General features: G+C 74.9%; 13 protein-coding genes. 3 read left to right on the forward strand and 10 right to left on the reverse strand.

What is annotated here, in order from left to right:
- Window position 1 precedes the first annotated feature (1 nt).
- The gene (locus ACWERV_RS00540) at window positions 2-823 is read left to right on the forward strand and encodes an SAM-dependent methyltransferase (protein WP_452926880.1); all 822 of its coding nucleotides are present in this window, start codon (window positions 2-4) and stop codon (window positions 821-823) included.
- 30 nt (window positions 824-853) lie between these two features.
- Here the strand turns inward: ACWERV_RS00540 and ACWERV_RS00545 are convergent, their stop codons facing one another.
- The 4 genes from ACWERV_RS00545 to ACWERV_RS00560 all read right to left on the reverse strand — a co-directional run bounded on the left by ACWERV_RS00545 (window position 854) and on the right by ACWERV_RS00560 (window position 3,375).
- A complete protein-coding gene (locus tag ACWERV_RS00545) occupies window positions 854-1,411 on the reverse strand; it encodes a CGNR zinc finger domain-containing protein (RefSeq protein ID WP_398176394.1) in 558 nt (185 codons plus the stop codon).
- Window positions 1,412-1,475: 64 nt separating this feature from the next.
- Complete coding sequence (locus ACWERV_RS00550) at window positions 1,476-2,225, reverse strand: class I SAM-dependent methyltransferase (protein WP_452926883.1); 750 nt, start codon at window positions 2,223-2,225, stop codon at window positions 1,476-1,478.
- A gap of 104 nt (window positions 2,226-2,329) precedes the next feature.
- Complete coding sequence (locus tag ACWERV_RS00555; RefSeq protein ID WP_452926885.1) at window positions 2,330-2,578, reverse strand: hypothetical protein; 249 nt, start codon at window positions 2,576-2,578, stop codon at window positions 2,330-2,332.
- A 95-nt stretch (window positions 2,579-2,673) separates the two neighbouring features.
- Window positions 2,674-3,375 (reverse strand): TetR-like C-terminal domain-containing protein, encoded by a 702-nt coding sequence (locus tag ACWERV_RS00560; protein WP_452926887.1) that lies wholly within the window; start codon window positions 3,373-3,375, stop codon window positions 2,674-2,676.
- Window positions 3,376-3,494: 119 nt separating this feature from the next.
- Between ACWERV_RS00560 and ACWERV_RS00565 the strand changes: the two genes are divergently transcribed.
- The gene (locus tag ACWERV_RS00565; RefSeq protein ID WP_452926890.1) at window positions 3,495-4,271 is read left to right on the forward strand and encodes an SDR family oxidoreductase; all 777 of its coding nucleotides are present in this window, start codon (window positions 3,495-3,497) and stop codon (window positions 4,269-4,271) included.
- 412 nt (window positions 4,272-4,683) lie between these two features.
- Window positions 4,684-5,910, forward strand: a complete 1,227-nt coding sequence (locus ACWERV_RS00570; protein WP_452926892.1) for an arylsulfotransferase family protein — start codon at window positions 4,684-4,686, stop codon at window positions 5,908-5,910.
- 66 nt (window positions 5,911-5,976) lie between these two features.
- Here the strand turns inward: ACWERV_RS00570 and ACWERV_RS00575 are convergent, their stop codons facing one another.
- The 6 genes from ACWERV_RS00575 to ACWERV_RS00600 form a co-directional block, all read right to left on the reverse strand.
- On the reverse strand, window positions 5,977-7,071 hold the full coding sequence (locus tag ACWERV_RS00575) for an LLM class flavin-dependent oxidoreductase (protein WP_398176406.1): 1,095 nt from the start codon (window positions 7,069-7,071) through the stop codon (window positions 5,977-5,979).
- 235 nt (window positions 7,072-7,306) lie between these two features.
- Window positions 7,307-7,372: a putative leader peptide gene (locus ACWERV_RS00580; RefSeq protein WP_324607789.1), complete on the reverse strand. Its 66-nt coding sequence runs from the start codon at window positions 7,370-7,372 to the stop codon at window positions 7,307-7,309.
- Between the two features lie 119 nt (window positions 7,373-7,491).
- A complete protein-coding gene (locus ACWERV_RS00585) occupies window positions 7,492-9,129 on the reverse strand; it encodes a mucoidy inhibitor MuiA family protein (RefSeq protein ID WP_452926895.1) in 1,638 nt (545 codons plus the stop codon).
- A gap of 2 nt (window positions 9,130-9,131) precedes the next feature.
- Window positions 9,132-11,336 carry a DUF4139 domain-containing protein gene (locus ACWERV_RS00590; RefSeq protein WP_452926897.1) on the reverse strand — a complete coding sequence of 735 codons (2,205 nt, stop codon included), beginning with the start codon at window positions 11,334-11,336 and terminating at the stop codon, window positions 9,132-9,134.
- 137 nt (window positions 11,337-11,473) lie between these two features.
- Window positions 11,474-13,051 (reverse strand): ABC transporter substrate-binding protein, encoded by a 1,578-nt coding sequence (locus tag ACWERV_RS00595; RefSeq protein WP_452926900.1) that lies wholly within the window; start codon window positions 13,049-13,051, stop codon window positions 11,474-11,476.
- Window positions 13,052-13,056: 5 nt separating this feature from the next.
- On the reverse strand, window positions 13,057-15,063 hold the full coding sequence (locus ACWERV_RS00600) for an ATP-binding protein (RefSeq protein ID WP_452926903.1): 2,007 nt from the start codon (window positions 15,061-15,063) through the stop codon (window positions 13,057-13,059).
- Between the last annotated feature and the right edge of the window lie 83 nt (window positions 15,064-15,146).

A 15,146-nucleotide genomic window follows, 5' to 3' on the forward strand; every position in this document is an offset into this window, starting at 1 on the left:
CATGAGCACGCCCGGGGCCGAACCGGTGATCGACACCAGCCGCCCGCACTCCGCCCGCATGTACGACCACTACCTGGGCGGCAAGGACCACTTCGAGGCCGACCGGCAGGCCGCCGAGGCCATCGCCGGGGTCTTCCCCGGCATCGGCACCTGCGCGCGCGAGCTGCGGTTCTTCATGCACCGGGCCACCCGGGTGCTCGCCCGTGAGCACGGCATCCGCCAGTGGCTCGACGTCGGCACGGGCATACCCACCGAGCCCAACCTGCACCAGATCGCGCAGTCCGTCGCCCCCGAGGCCCGCGTCGTCTACGCCGACAACGACCCGCTCGTCCTGAAGTACGCCGAGCGGCTGATGCGTACGGCGCCGGGCGGCCGCACCGCGTACGTCCACGCGGATCTGCGCGACCCGAGCGCGCTGCTCAAGTCCCCCGAGGTGACCGACGTCCTGGACCTCGGCCAGCCGGTGGCGCTGTCGCTCAACGCGATCCTGCACTTCGTGCCCGACGACCAGGACCCGTACGGCCTCGTCTCCCGCTTCGTCGACGCGCTCCCCTCCGGCAGCGCGCTCGCCCTCAGCCACAGCACGCCGGAGTTCGCCCCCGAGGCATGGGCGCGCATCGAGGAGATCTACCTCCAGGGCGGCACCCCCGGCCAGGTCCGCACCCTGGAGGAGGGGCAGCGCTTCTTCGAGGGCCTGGACCTCATCGAGCCGGGCATCGCCATGGTCCACACCTGGCGCCCCGACCCCGAGGACGGTCCGCGCGTCGCCGCGCTCACGAACACCGAGGTCTCCGCGTGGGGCGGCGTCGCGATCAAGCCGTGAGCGTACGGGGGCGGTCGGCGCCCCCGCAGCTCAACCCGCCTGCGCTGCGGACTTCTTACGGGCCCGGTACGCGGCGGCCTTCACGCGGTTGCCGCACGACTCCATGCCGCACCAGTGCCGCCGCATGCCGTGCGAGCGGTCCACGTAGATCCGTGTGCACTCCGGGTTGCCGCACTCCTTCAGCAGCGGCACGTCCGGTCCGCTGAGCAGCTCGACCGCCTGCCGGGCCACGGTCGACAGCGCCTCGGCGGGCGCCGCCGCCGTCCACCGGCCCGCGGGCGTCAGCTGCGGCGCGGCGGCGGCTTCGCGGGCCGCCGCGTTCAGCGTCGCGAGGGCGTCCGCGCCGTACGGCTCGTCCCGGCGCCGGGCGCCCACCAGCGCGTAGATCGCCTCGCGGACCTCGCGGGCGCGGACCAGGTCCGCGGGCCCGCTCGGTGTGACGGCGTCCACGACACCCGACTCCACGTACCAGGCGTCGAGGCGGTCGGGCGAGACCAGCGCCTCGAACCGCAGGGTGCGGCGGGCGCGGAGGGTGGCGGCGAAGTCCAGGGCGGGGCTGCCGCAGACGAAGACATGGGTGAGGTCCACGTCACCAGTCTGGGGGGTGAGCCGCCGCGCCGCAACCATGCACGCGCCTGGGGGCGGCCCGGGGTCAGTCGCCGGCCACCACCAGGCGGTAGCCGTAGTCCATGGCGGGGCGGTCCAGGAGATCGGCGTGGCGGCGGTGCCACGCGCCGGAGTCGAGGTCGTCCTGGAGGCGGGACATCGCCGGCTCCACGACCGCGGGCGACATCGTCGCGAACGTCGAGTTCGCGCGGCGCACCGCGGGGTCGAGGTAGCGCTCGGGGCGGCGCCAGTACGCCGCCTGGAAGCCGTCCGTGAAGTCGTGGGGGACGGGGAAGGGCAGGACGGTGTGCGCGCCGAGCGCGGCGGCGACCTCCGCGACGGGCGTGAAGCGGGCGAACTCCATCGCGCGGATCTCGGGGACGTACTCGTCGATGAGCCACAGCCGCGGCTCGTGCGCGGGGTCCCACGTGAAGACGACCTGGCGGCGGGAGACGCGCCGCAGTTCGGCGAGTCCGCGGGCGAGGTCGGGCCAGTGGTGGACCGTCATGACGGCCATCGCCGCGTCGAACGCGCCGTCCGCGAAAGGCAGTTCGGTCGCGCCCGCCCTGACCTTGCGGCGGCCGGGGTGCTGGTCGAGCATCACCTGCGAGGGCTCGACGGCGGTCACCGCCGCGTGCTGCGGCTCGTAGGAGCCCGCGCCCGCACCGACGTTGACGACCGTCTCCGCGCCCTTGAGGGCCGTGCTGATCAGGGCGTGCAGCCGGGGGTCGGGGCGGCGGACGTCGCGGTAGCCGACGCCGATGCTGTCGTAGACCGGGGGAGTCGCAGGTGTCATCCCCCGAGTCCATCAGGACCCGGGGGCCGCGGCCAGAGTTTCACGGTGGGCCGAATGTTGCCCGCCGTGCCGCCCTGCCGCCGTGTCGTCGTGTGCGGCGGGGGTCAGAGGCCCAGGTCGAGGGCGAGGCAGTTGTAGGAGATGAGGGAGCCCGCCGCGTTGTACGCGTCGCGCGCCGGATCCCGCGGCTCGACCTGCTCCTGGACCATGTCCGCGAACCGTACGCGCTCGGGCAGGTGGCCGAACCGCGCCTGCCGGGCCGCCGCCGCGGCCTGCTCCCCCTGTGCTCCCTCCCCGTCGTGGGCCTGCCGTACGACCTTCACGCTCACCGCAGTGCTCGTCACCGTGCTCATCACGGGCCTCCGCTCAGTGGTCCTGGCTGTGCCGTACCTCACGTTCCCATCGTCTGCGTCACCTGTCAAGCCGGTGACGCGAATCGGCGGGTGGATCAGGACGGGTTCGCGACGCCGCCGAGCAGATTGCGGACGAGCGTGTCGGCGAAGGCGCGGTCCAGCGGGCGGGCGGGCAGCAGCAGACGGTGGTAGCAGGCGCCCCACAGCTGGTCGACGAGGCTCTCCAGATCGGTGCCGGGCCGCAGCTGCCCGGCCCGCAGCGCGCCGCCCAGCCGCTCGACGGCGAGGGCGCGGCGCGGCCGCGTGTAGTGCTCGTCGAGGGCGGCGGCGAGGTCCGGGTCGGTCTGCGCGGCGCCGACGAGCTGGGCGATGACGGGGCCGCTGCCCTCCCGGGTGAGCAGGTCGACGAAGGCGTGCAGCTGGGCGGTGAGGTCGGCGGCGAGGTCGCCGGTGTCGGCGAAGGCCAGGGTCTCCTCGGTCGCGGCGAAATAGGCGTCGAGGGCGAGCGCGCCGGGGGAGGGCCACCACTTGTACAGCGTCATCTTGCTGGCCCCGGCGCGCGCGGCCACCTTCTCGAAGGTGATGTCGCGCAGGCCGCTCTCGCGCAGCATCGCGGCCGTCGCGGTGAGCACGGCGGCGCGGACCTCGGCGGCGGGCCGGCGCCCGCGTCCGGGTCGCGCGGCACGCCCGGCGGCGTGCGGGGCGGCGGCGCTGTCGGACGGGCCGCCGGACGGTCGGTCGGGGTGGCCGCCGGACGGGCCGTCGTCGGGGTGGTCGTCGTGCGGACGGTCGGGCATGGCGGGCCTCCCGGTGACTGCTCCTGGTTGCATTATATGGACGACCAGTCTACATTTCTTGATGTGGACGGACAGTCCACAAAAGCAGTGGACCACCGTGCGAGCCAGAGGAGACCGCCATGACCACCACACCCGAGGGCAACGCCACCGGCAGCCGGGTCGCGCTCGTCACCGGAGGCTCGGGCGGTATCGGCCGGGCCGTCGCCGAGCGGCTGGCCGCCGAGGGGCAGTCCGTCGTCCTGCTCTACGGCGGCGGCACGCGGCGCGCCGCCGAGGCGCTCGCCGCCGTCGAGAAGGCCGCGGCCGCCGCGGGCCGCGGCGGGAAGGCGCTCGCGCTGGCCGCCGACATCGCCGACGAGACGGAGATGGCCGCCGTCTTCGACCGCGTCGAGCAGGAGCTGGGCGGGATCGACGTCGTCGTGAACACCGCGGGCGTCATGCTCCTCGCGCCCGTCGCGGAGCTGGACCTCGCCGACCTGGACCGTATGCACCGGGTCAACATCCGCGGCACCTTCGTCGTCTCCCAGCTCGCGGCGCGGCGGCTGCGGGCGGGCGGCGCGCTCGTCAACTTCTCGACCTCCGTGACGCGGCTCCAGCAGCCCGGATACGCCGCCTACGCCGCGTCCAAGGGTGCGGTCGAGGCGATGACGCTGATCCTTGCGCGCGAACTGCGCGGGCGGGACGTCACCGTCAACACCGTCGCCCCCGGCCCCACCGCGACCCCGCTCTTCCTGGAGGGCAAGCCGCAGGAGCTGGTCGACCACATCGCGGGCCTCAACCCGATGCAGCGGCTGGGCAGCCCCGAGGACATCGCCGACTCCGTGTCCTTCCTCGCCGGCCCGCACGGACGCTGGACCAACGGGCAGACGCTGTACGTCAACGGCGGCGCCGCGTAGAGGCGTTCGCGGTCCGCCGAACGGGCGGGGCACCCCACGGACGGGTGCCCCGCCCGACCCCGTGCGCCCGGCCGCCACGATGCGGACGGGCGTTGACGGTGTACAGGACAAGCAGTTAGCTTGCTCGGCATGCAGCGGCCCTACCTGCGCACCCTCACGACCCGCGGTCACGTCGACCTCATGCGGGTCTGCTCTGCTGCCTGTCGTCCCTGCTGAGCGCTTCCGCTCGCGTCGAGGACGCCTGAACCACGCCGCTCCTTCCCTGCGATGACGCACGGCCGCCCGCGGGGCGCCGTGCGGTGACGGCGCGCGTCCCGACGCATTCGTCGACCGCGTAAGTCCCCCCTTCCGTCCGGGTGTTCGCCGCCCAGCGCGCGCCGCCCGGCGGATCCGCCATGCCCGGAGGAGTCCCATGTCCGTGAAGTCCTGGTCCCGTCACGCCGTTTCCGCCGCCGCCCTGGCCGCGCTCGCCGCCGTGCTGCCGGTGAACGGCGCCGCCGCCGCGTCCGGTACGACGGCGGGCGCGCTGCCGCTGCCACCGCTCGACGTCCTGACCGCGAAGCCCGGCACCGCGAGCGGCGACCTGTTCGTGGCCCCCTACGGAGGCGACGGCACGTACGCGAGCGGCGTGGAGATCCTCAGCCACGACGGGCGGCACACCGTGTGGTCGCACGCGGTGCCCGCGGGGCAGACCGCCGCCGACTTCCGCAAGCAAACCTACCACGGCAAGCCCGTCCTGACCTGGTGGCAGGGCACCGGCCTCGGCGGTGTCGCGCAGGGCGTCGACTACGTCTACGACGACCACTACCGCAAGATCGCCGAGGTCCGCGCGGGCAACGGCTACTCCGCCGACGGGCACGAATTCCTCATCACGCGGCGCAACACCGCGCTGATCCTCGCCTACGGCGTCGCGACCGCCGACCTCACCTCGCTCGGCGGCTCCGACCACCAGAAGGTCATCGACGGCGTCGTGCAGGAGGTCGACATCCGCACCGGCAAGGTGCTCTTCGAGTGGAACAGCGCCGACCACGTGCCGTACTCCGAGAGCCGCCAGCCGCTGCCCGCCTCCCCCGACACCCCGTGGGACTGGTTCCACATCAACGCCGTCAAGCCCGACACGGGCGGCAACCTGATCGTCGACTCCCGCAACACCTGGGCCGCGTACGAGATCTCCGGCCGCACCGGCGCGGTGCAGTGGCAACTGGGCGGCAAGAGCAGCGACTTCGCCCTCAAGGCCGCCCCCGGTCAGGTGCTGAACACCAAGGGCGCGATCGTCGCCTGGCAGCACGACCCGGAGCCGCTGGGCGGCGGCCGCTACAGCTTCTTCGACAACGAGTCCGCGGGCATCGCCAACACCGGCACGGGCGCGGTCGACGAACTGCCCTACAGCCGCGCGGTCACCGTCCAGCTCGACTTCCGCAGGCACACCGCCACCCTCGTCGCCTCCGACGACCAGCCCTCCGGCCTCATCGCCTCCTCGCAGGGCAACGCCCAGCCCCTGCCGACCGGCGGCCGCCTCGTCGGCTGGGGCGCCCAGCCGTACGTCTCGGAGTTCGGCCGCACCGGCGACTTGCGCTTCAACGCCCAGTGGCCGAACGGCGTGATCAGCTACCGGGCGTACCGCTTCGACTGGAAGTGACCCGCGCGGCACACACCGGCGCCCGCCCCCGACCGCACGTCCGGGGGCGGGCGCCTCGCCGCCTTCCTAGACCGCGGGCGCGGGTTCGCGCAGCCGGTCCCGGAGCAGGGGCAGCAGGGCGTCGCCCACGCGGGCGATCTCGGAGCGGTAGGGGGTGTCGGACAGGACGAAGTGCGTGACGCCCAGGTCCGCGTAGGCGCGCAGGGCCGAGGCGACCTCGTCGGCGGAGCCGACGAGCCAGGTGGTGCCCGCGCCGCCGCCGCCGAAGCGGCCCGGGGCGGTGTACAGGCAGGTGTCCAGCACCTCGCCGCGCTCGGCCAGGTCGTGCAGGCGCTGCTGGCCGACCGCGCGGCGGCGCTGGGCGGTGAACGTCGCGTCGTCGCCCTGCTTCTCGGCCATCGCCGCGACCTTCGCCTCCGCCTCGCGCCAGGCCTCCTCGGAGGTGTCACGCACGAGCGTGGTGATGCGCAGCCCGAACTCCAGCGGGGCGTGCCGCCGTTCCACCTCGGACGTCAACTCGCGCAGCCGGGCGATGCGTTCGGCGACGCCGTCCAGCGGCTCGCCCCAGAAGAGCTGGACGTCCGCCTCGGCGGCCGACACCCGTTCGGCGGCGGCGGAGGCTCCGCCGAAGTAGAGCCGGGGGGTGCGGCCCCGGTCGGCGCCGTGCGGGCGCGGGCGGACGGTGGAGCCCTCGACGCGGAAGAAGTCGCCGGTGAAGGTGACGTCCTCCTCCGTCCACAACCGCCGGACGAGCTGGAGGAATTCGCGGGTGCGGTCGTAGCGGCGGGCCTGGTCGGTCTGGCCGTCGCCGTACGCCGCCGCGTTGTCGAGGCCGCTGACGATGTTGACCAGCAGCCGTCCGCCGCTGAGCCGGTCCAGGGTCGCGGCGGCGCTCGCGAAGTGCGCGGGCTGCCAGTAGCCGGGCCGGATCGCCACGAGGGGCTGGAAGGTGGTGGTGCGGGCGGCGAGCGCGGTCGCGACGGTGAAGGTGTCCGGCCGCCCCCACCCCGTGCCGAGCAGCGCGCCGCCCCACCCGTGCGCCTCGGCGGCGAGCGCCAGCTCGGTGGAGTAGTCCAGGGTGCCCCACCCGGTCGTCGTGTCGTCGCCGCGGTGGCCCGGCTCGACGGTGTTGGGGATGTACCAGAGGAATTCGTGAGCCATTTCCGGGACTCCGATACGTAAAAGGGCGGCGGGCATTCGCGTACGCCGCCGGGATTCGTCCGTGCGGGAATTGCGCCCAGTGCGGGACCGGCCGTCGATCCGGCGGCACGCCGAAGCCGCGTCCTCGGTGAAGACGCAGGTGGGGCCCGGTGGGCGGGGGAGAGGACGCGACGCGCTCGGCGGGTGGCGGGGAATCAGCGCGTGGCGGGGAAAAGAAGAAGGGGCGCTGTGCGCGTCAGCGCGGACACAGCGCGCTCGCCGACCGCAGAAGGTCGACGTGGCGGCGGGAAACCAGCCTCATGCCTGTGTGCACACCGGAAATGTAATCGACGGGCCGGATGTCTGGCAATGCTCCCCGCGCCTTTCCGGATTCCGCCGCTCCGCCCGGCCCGGGACGGAACCCCCGTTCACCGCCCCCGTTCACAGCCCGGTGACCGAACTCGCCGCCGTGATGTCGTAGGCGAGGGCGATCTCCTCCCGGGCGCCCGGCGGGAGGGTCAGGGTCCAGCGGGCGACGCCCTCGGCGTCCAGGGTGTCGGGGGCGGGGGTGGTGTCGGCGGAGCGCAGCGCGACCTCGACCGCGGAGACCTCGGAGACCGGGACGCGCTCGCGCAGGGTGATGGTGCGGTCGGGGGTGCCGGGGGCCGCGTCGAGACGGGAGACGAAGAGGCGGACGCGCCGGGTCACCACGGTGCGCTGGTTGATCGCGGCCAGGCCCGTGGTGTCGCGGCTCTCCTCGGTGTGCCGGACCACCCGGAAGGTGTCCTCGCTGCCGAAGGCGATCGTGAACTCCTCCCCCGCGGCGGTGAATTCGAGCGTGCCGCGGCCCGTGAAGCCGCTGCCGCGCACCAGGTCGACGGGACCGGCGAGCAGCACGTGTCCGGCCTGGTTGACGAGCCGGGCGACCGTCACGACGAGCGGGGACAGCTCCGGCGCGCAGGTGTGCTCGACCTCGCAGGGGGCCGTGAAGGACGTCAGGTGCACGCGGTGTGGGCGGCCGTCGGACGGGACGGTCACCGGGTGCGGGGCGTGCAGCACCCGCACGTCGCCGCCGTCGTTCAGGCCGGGCAGGGCGGCGGGCCCGGCGGGGGCGCCGACCCGGCGGATCTCCTCCTCGCGCAGATCCACCTCGACCGTGCGCCGTTCCTCGGCCGAGCGGTCCCGCAACGTCAGGACGTCGTCGGCGAGTTCGGGCGGGCTCGCGGCGAGGGTGGGGCGCGCGGTGGACAGTGTGAGCCGTACGCCGGACCAGTCCTCGCCGGTGTCCTGCCACACGAAGGCGTCGGTCTCCAGCCGTACGGTGTGCGGCTGCGGCCCCGGCTGCGAGGTGAGCGTCGCCCGGTAGCCGGGCCGCCACAGCGCGCACGGCACCAGCGCGGACACCCGCAGCTCCGCGGCGCCGGGCGCGTCCGCCTCGACGACCAGCTCCAGGTGCGCCGCGAGGGTGTCCTGCGTGCTCTCGTACACGCTCAACGCAAGGCGTGCCTCGCGCAGTTCGGACTCGATGTCGTGCCGGCGGCGGCGCAGCTTGTGCAGTTCGGCGAGCCGCGGCTCGGCCTCGCTCTCGACGCGGTCCAGCCGGTCCGCCCAGCGCTCGGGGTCGGCGTCGCCGCCGCCCGCGCCCTGCGTGATGTCCCGGTAGAGGTCCGTCCTGGCCTGGGCGACGACCGCGAGGGCGCTCTCCAGCCGCTGCCCCAGCAGCTTGGCGTCGGCCAGTTCCTCCTCCAGGGCGTGCACCTCGCGGCGCAGCGCGGAGGCGTCCGGGCCGGGCTCACCGGGCGGGAGGGGCGCGTAGCGGCGTACGACCCGGGCGTCCACGACGCGCGCGCCGACGCCTTCGTCCGTCGCGGTGACGTCGGCGCGCAGCGAGCGGTCGACGGTCAGCGGGGTGACCGGGCCGATCCGCAACCGGCTGACGCCCGCGGGCAGTTCGACGCGTCCGGTGCGCTGGACCTGCGCGCGGTCCTCCATGCACGTGACGGCCGTGATGGGCAGCGCGGTCAGGCCGGGACCGGATGCGGCGGGCGTGGTCCCGGGCCGGGACGGGTCCTCGTGCACGGTCAGTTCCTCCTGTTGCCGCCGACGACGGCCTTGCCCGCGGGCAGGCGTATCGCGTAACCGCCGCTGAGAGTCGTGGTGCCGCCCGGCTCCAGCTCGACGCGCCAGGTGCGCACACCGGCCGCCCAGCTCTCCTCCTGGCCCTCCACCGGGGCGGTGGCCGCCTGCCACGGCGGGACGGCCTTGTGCTCGTCGATCCGCACGTCCTTGTCGGCGGACACCGGCACGCGCTCGCGCACCCGGACGGCGACCGGGTACGGCAGCCGGTTGGCGACGTCGATCTCCACGGTGTGGTCCAGCACCGTCGTGCCGCCGCGCAGCCCCGCCGTCGACTCGCGCATGTGCGTGCGGCGCGCGACCTTCACGCTCTCCGCGACGCCCAGCCCCACCGACTGCCGCTGCCCCGGCGCGAGCGTCGGCAGCGGCGCGGTCAGCACGAAGTCGCCGTCCACCAGGACGTCCACCGGCCCGGCGAGCAGCGCGTGCGCCGAGGTGTTCGTCAGCCACACCGTGCTGAAGACCGCGGGGTCCTCGGACGGCACCGACACGTACACGAACTCGGCGGTCACCGGGATCTCGTTGACCGGCACGGTGTGCCAGCGGCCGTCCGCGGCGACGTCGGCGGGCGCGGCGGTGTCGAAGCGGTAGTCGAACGAGCCCGCCGACGTGCGCACGTCCACCGCGTGGGCCGGGCGGGCGAGCCCGGCGACCCGGTCCGCGCGGCCGCGGTACTCGCTGCCGACCGCGCCGAGCGCGGGGGACGGCGGCTGGAGCGTGCCGCGCTGCTCCTCGGCAGACTCCGGGCCCGCGAGGGTCAGCCGGGCGTAGTCGAGCAGGTCCGCACCGGGCGCGGCCGGGCCGGTCGGCGGCGCTACGGGCTCCGCCTGCGGGGCCCCGTAGCCGTCCGCGGCGCCGGCCCCGGCGGGCGCGAAGCCGCGGCTCACCCGGGAGCGGGCCATGGGCGCCGCCGCCGGGGCCATCGGGCGCGGGGGTCCGCCGGGCGCGGGCGGGGGCGGCGGGGGCAGGGGCGCCGCGGACACGGCGATCGGCGCGCCGAAGGCGAGGTCGTCGTCGGTCTCCTCCTCCGCGTAGCCGTACCCGCCCACCTCGGCGGCCGCGGCCCCGATCGTCGCGGGCGGCGCACCAGCGGTACGGGGGCGGCGGGCCGCGTCGTAGCCCGCGAACAACTCGCCGAGCCCGGGGGGCGGTTCGCGCCAGCTCAGCCCGGCGGGGGCCGCCTGCCGCCGGCCGATCCGCAGCGAGCGCAGCTCGGGCAGGTCGGTGCGGCGCAGCAGGTCCGCGGTGGACAGCGCGAGCCGCACGCCGGTCCAGTCCTCGCCGGTCCGCTGCGCGACCATCGCCCGCAGCACGAGTCCGCCCGCACCGCTGCGCCCGTCCAGCCGCAGCTGGTAGACGGGCACCCAGCAGGCGCCGGGCACCTGGTACTCGACGTCCAGCTCGACCTCCAGCCCGTCGCCGGGGCCGCCCGCGTCCGGTTCGGCGCCGTCGCCGGGAGCGGAGACCGCGGCGTCGTCGCCGGGGGAGCCGTCGTCCGACGACGGGCCCGCCTCGCCGCCGCCCCGGGTCAGCGTCACGTACGCCGTCGCCGTGGGGGTGGTACGGGACTGGTCCTCGGCGGTGGAGGTCTCCGCGAGGCGGTGCAGGAGGACGTCCACCGCGTGGTCGGCGTCCCGTTCCTCCTGCTCGGCGGCGCGCAGCCGCCGGTGGAGGGTGGTGAGGCGGGCGTCGACGAAGCTCGCGAGGGCGAGGATGGACTCGACGGGGGCCCAGCGGGGCGGGTCGCCGCGGCGCGGGGCCGGGGGCTCGGCGCGCAGCGCGGCGGTCTCGGCGATCTCGGTGCGCAGGCGCGCGGTGCGCTCCCGCAGCCTGCTCTGCCGGTCCTCCGCGTCCTCCAGGTCCAGCCGCAGCCGGGGGAGTTCGTCGCCGCGGCGCAGCGTCGCGCCGTGGCCGACGCGGATGTCGGCGACGCGTATCTCCTCGTCCGCACTGACGCGGCACCGCAGGGACTGCTCCAGCAGGGCGGGGGAGAAGCCGGTGACGCGTACGGTCACGGGCCCGTCGCCGGGCGGCAGCGTGAGACGGGCGCGGCGCGTGCAGACGGCGCCCGCCGCGTACACCACGACCGATGTGAGGGCGGACGGGACCGCGGGTCCGTCCGCCTGCCGCTCGCGCGTGCCGGCGCCCACCGTGCCTCCCCTTCCGGCCGGTGCGCCGCCCGGTGCCACCGGGTCGGGTCCGGGCCGACTCCCGCTCTCGGGTGTGCCCCCGGCCGTACCCTAGCCGACGCCGCCGCGCCGCAGCAGCGGAACGGCGGCCGCACGGCTCAGCCCACCGGCGGTGCCTGCCCCGGCCACTTGACGGTCAGCACCCGCGGGGTGCCCTGCGCGGTGAGCCGGATGATCGGGATGGGCTTGCCCACCGGGTTCGAACCGGTATGGCTCGTCTGGTAATTGGCGGTGAACTGGATCGGCCCGCTGGCCCCTTCGACGGCGTACTCGCCCTGGAGCGCGCCCAGTTCGTTGAGCACCGCGTCGGGCAGCGGCTGCGTCTGCTGGGTGAGGCGGATCGCGGCGGTCGCGGTCAGGGTCGCGTCGTGGGCCATCATCGCATTGCCGTCGCCGAGGTAGCCCTTGGGGAAGAGCTGCTGGTAGGTGCGCTGGAAGCGCGCGTAGCCGCGTGCGCCGGTGGCCTGCTCCCGCTCGTGGCCGGGGTCGTGCCCGGCGTCGGCGGCCCACTCGCCCGGGTGCGCGACCCCGGCGTAGTCGACGGTGACGTGGCCGGAGGCGAGGTCGGCCCGCAGTTGCGTGCTGTCGGGCAGGTTGGTGGTGTCGTCGCCGCTGACGATCCTGATCTTCTTGTCCAGGCAGGTGTCGGAGAAGGCGTGCACGAGCACGCCGAGGTCCTGCCCGCGCCCGGCGAAGAGCACCACCGCGGGCTGCGCCGCGCAGATGTTGGTGGTCATCTGGCTGATACGGGTGGCCACTTCGCCCTGGTGGCGGCGCCGCTCCTCCGCGGACTGCCCGTCGCGGTCGCGCTCGGTGGTGTCGTACGGCTCGACCCCGACGATGCGGTGGCCCTTGATGGCCGAGAACTTCTTGAAGCCGGTGACGAGCGTGACGTCGTAGCTGTCGTCGGCGTTGCCGTCCTCGACGAGCACCGCCCGGGTGAAGTCCTTCTGCACGTACGACAGCGCGGCCGCCATGTTGTCGACGTTGCTCGGCGAGACCCGCACGAAGCCCTTGATGTTCGAGTACGCGTCCGAGGTGAGCGTCGCGCCGAAGGACGCGATGTCGTGCGCGGTCAGGTCGCGGATCGCGCTCTCCGTCCCGGCCAGGCTCAGGCCGAAGCCGGTGACGGCGGCGATGTGCCGGCCGCGGTCCTTCTCGATCTCCGCGACCGCGGGCTGCCAGGCGTTGGCCTGGTAGCCGTCGCTGCCGATGAGCAGCTGGACGTAGGGGCTGTTGCCCTCCACGTTGTTGCGGTTGGCGTAGAACTGCGCGGTGTAGGCGCCCTGGAGCTGCTCCACGGCGTTGGGCATCGACAGGATGCTGCCCTTGTCGGCGGATATCGGCAGCAGCAGCACCACGCTCACGTAACTTGTCGGATACGCCTTCCGCACCCGCTCGTTCTCCTTGCGGATGGCGTCCTCGGCGGCCTTCAGCGACGGGTCGAAGACGTAGGCGCCGTCGGTGACGCCGACGCACTCGCCGCCCGAGCCGTGGTGCGTCACGGCGGTGGCGCCCTTGCGCATGCAGGGCTTGTTGAGCAGGTGGTCGACGGGCACGTACACGCCGTACGCGACGGCCGCGAGCGCGAGGACGCTCAGCACAGCGAGGAAGCGCCGTGCGGCGACCGGCAGATGCGCGAGGTAACGGCGGACGAACGCGATCGGGCGAGGCACGTCCTTCAGTCCTTCCAGGAGTTCTCGATCCGGCGGAACTTGCCTGCCTGCCGGTACAGCTCCTCGTTGTCGTCGGTGATGTCGGCCAGGTGCTCGTACTCGCCCGCGACGGTGTGGGCGAGCTGGTGGGCCGGGTCGAAGGCGCGGTCGGCGTGCAGCCAGCGGGCCACCGCGAGACGGGTGACCGCGCGGCGCCGGTTGCGGGCCTCGGCGGGACCGGCGAGCGAGGTGACGAAGGTGCGCGGATCCAGCGGTGTGGCAAGGCGGTTGGGGGCGGACGTGACGCGCTCCAGCACGTCGAGCCAGTCGGCGGCGCTCGCGGCCCGGTCGAACTCCTCGTCCAGGTAGGCGGCGACGGCGCCGAGCGGTTCGCGGCGCGCGGGTTCGACCTGGGCCAGGGTGTGGTGGTGGCGCAGCGGCGCGTCGGCCCGCCCGGAGTAGTGGGCGGCGTAACCCGTGTGCGTACCGCGCCAGACGGCCGGGTCGCGGGCGAGCCAGCGGCGCAGCAGCAGCGCGGCCAGCGGGTGCAGCCGCAGCGCCTCGCCGTCGGCGGTCTCCTCCAGCCACATCCCGGCGGTCAGGGCGAGCTGGGCGGTGTCGGCGTCGGTGTCGGTCCAGTCCAGGTAGTGCAGCGTGGCGTTGCAGGCGCCGCGGCGCAGCCCGGGGGTCGCGGCGAGCACCGCCATGACGTTGAGGAGCGTGTTGTCGGCCGGGCGCAGGGTGCCGTCGGCGGCGACGGTGAGGTGGTCGGCCAGCGCCCGGCGCAGCAGGTAGTCCTCGACGGTGGTGTCCGGGCGCGGCGGCGCGGGCCAGGACGCGGGCAGCGGTCGGGTGTCGTCGGTGAGCCGCGCGCCGAGCAGCCGCCGCGGGTCGAAGGGCTCGGGCAGTTCGGCGGGGGTCCGGCGTGGGTCGGCGGGGGGTGTGCGGCCGAAACGGGCGAGCAGGTGGGCGAGCCGGTCGGTGGCCTCGGGGTGGCCGCCGGCGAGGGCGTGCAGGAAGTCGGCGTCGCGGTTGTGGCGGCCCAGCACGCTGCTGGTGCACAGCGCGAGCACCTGCTCGCCGGTGAGGTCGGCGAGGGCGACGGGGTACCACCACACCGGGTGCCCGGCGGCGCCGGGGGCGTACGGGTGGCGGGTGCCGAAGGCGAGGGCGGGGTCGGTCGGGTCGAGCAGCCGGGCGGCCTCGGGGCGGACCCGGCCGCGCTGCACGGCCACCACCACGGCGGGGTCGGGGCGTTCGTCGCGGGCGGCGTCCTCGCGGCGGCACTCGGCGAGGAGTTCGAGGAAGAGGTCGGCGGTGCGGCCGCCCGCGTTGTCCAGCAACAGCAGGCAGTTGCGGGGGCGTTGCAGCCGCGGCCAGGAGTCGTTGAAGTCGTGCCGCAGGTCCGCGAGGAAGGCCGCGCACAGGGTGCGGGCGACGATCCGCGGGGTGCCGGTCGGGTCGTCCTGCGCCTGGTGGCGCCGGTAGAGCTCCCACAGCGAGTCGTACTCGCGCCCGCCGCCGCCGCGTTCGGCGAGCCAGCGCAGCGCCCGGGTGTCCTTGTGCCGGCCGACGGCGGAGTGCAGGGCGCCCAGCAGGCCGGTCAGCACGTCCAGCAGGCCGCGGTGCTCGGGGCTGAGCAGCGGGGCGGCCCGGTTGCTCCAGTCGGTGAGCGCGGACTGCACGGCGGCGTCCTGCGCGCGGGCCCGTAAGTAGGCCTCGAAGGCGGTGCGGCCGCCGCCGGTGTCGACGAAGCTGAGCGCCTTGAGCAGCATCGCGGTGCGCGGGAAGTCGACCGGCCGGATGCCGGGGATGCGGCGGCCCAGCCCGCGGACGGCCGCCAGCGCGATGTCCTCGACGCCCTGTGCGGAGCGCAGGTCGAGCCGCACGCTCAGGCAGTCGTCGGCGAACTCCTGCCACATCGCGTCCAGCAGCACGGTGCCGCCCGAGCCGCGCGGCCCGGCGAGCAGCACGACCGGGCTCGGCTCGGCGGGCACACCGCGGCGTACGAGCGCGCCGCGGACGTAACCCACGACTCTTTCCCGCCCGTGCAGCCTCAGCCCGCCGCCTTCTGCCACCTGTCCACGACCCCCGTCGTCCTCCCCGCGGACCCGTC

Source organism: Streptomyces sp. NPDC004031, from assembly GCF_053604375.1.

Excerpts from the sequence above, each read along its gene's own strand:
- ACWERV_RS00560 (WP_452926887.1), bottom strand. The coding sequence starts at position 3,375 with ATGCCCGACCGTCCGCACGACGACCACCCCGACGACGGCCCGTCCGGC.
- ACWERV_RS00555 (WP_452926885.1), bottom strand. The coding sequence starts at position 2,578 with ATGAGCACGGTGACGAGCACTGCGGTGAGCGTGAAGGTCGTACGGCAG.
- ACWERV_RS00550 (WP_452926883.1), bottom strand. The coding sequence starts at position 2,225 with ATGACACCTGCGACTCCCCCGGTCTACGACAGCATCGGCGTCGGCTAC.
- ACWERV_RS00540 (WP_452926880.1), top strand. The coding sequence starts at position 2 with ATGAGCACGCCCGGGGCCGAACCGGTGATCGACACCAGCCGCCCGCAC.
- ACWERV_RS00565 (WP_452926890.1), top strand. The coding sequence starts at position 3,495 with ATGACCACCACACCCGAGGGCAACGCCACCGGCAGCCGGGTCGCGCTC.
- ACWERV_RS00575 (WP_398176406.1), bottom strand. The coding sequence starts at position 7,071 with ATGGCTCACGAATTCCTCTGGTACATCCCCAACACCGTCGAGCCGGGC.
- ACWERV_RS00570 (WP_452926892.1), top strand. The coding sequence starts at position 4,684 with ATGTCCGTGAAGTCCTGGTCCCGTCACGCCGTTTCCGCCGCCGCCCTG.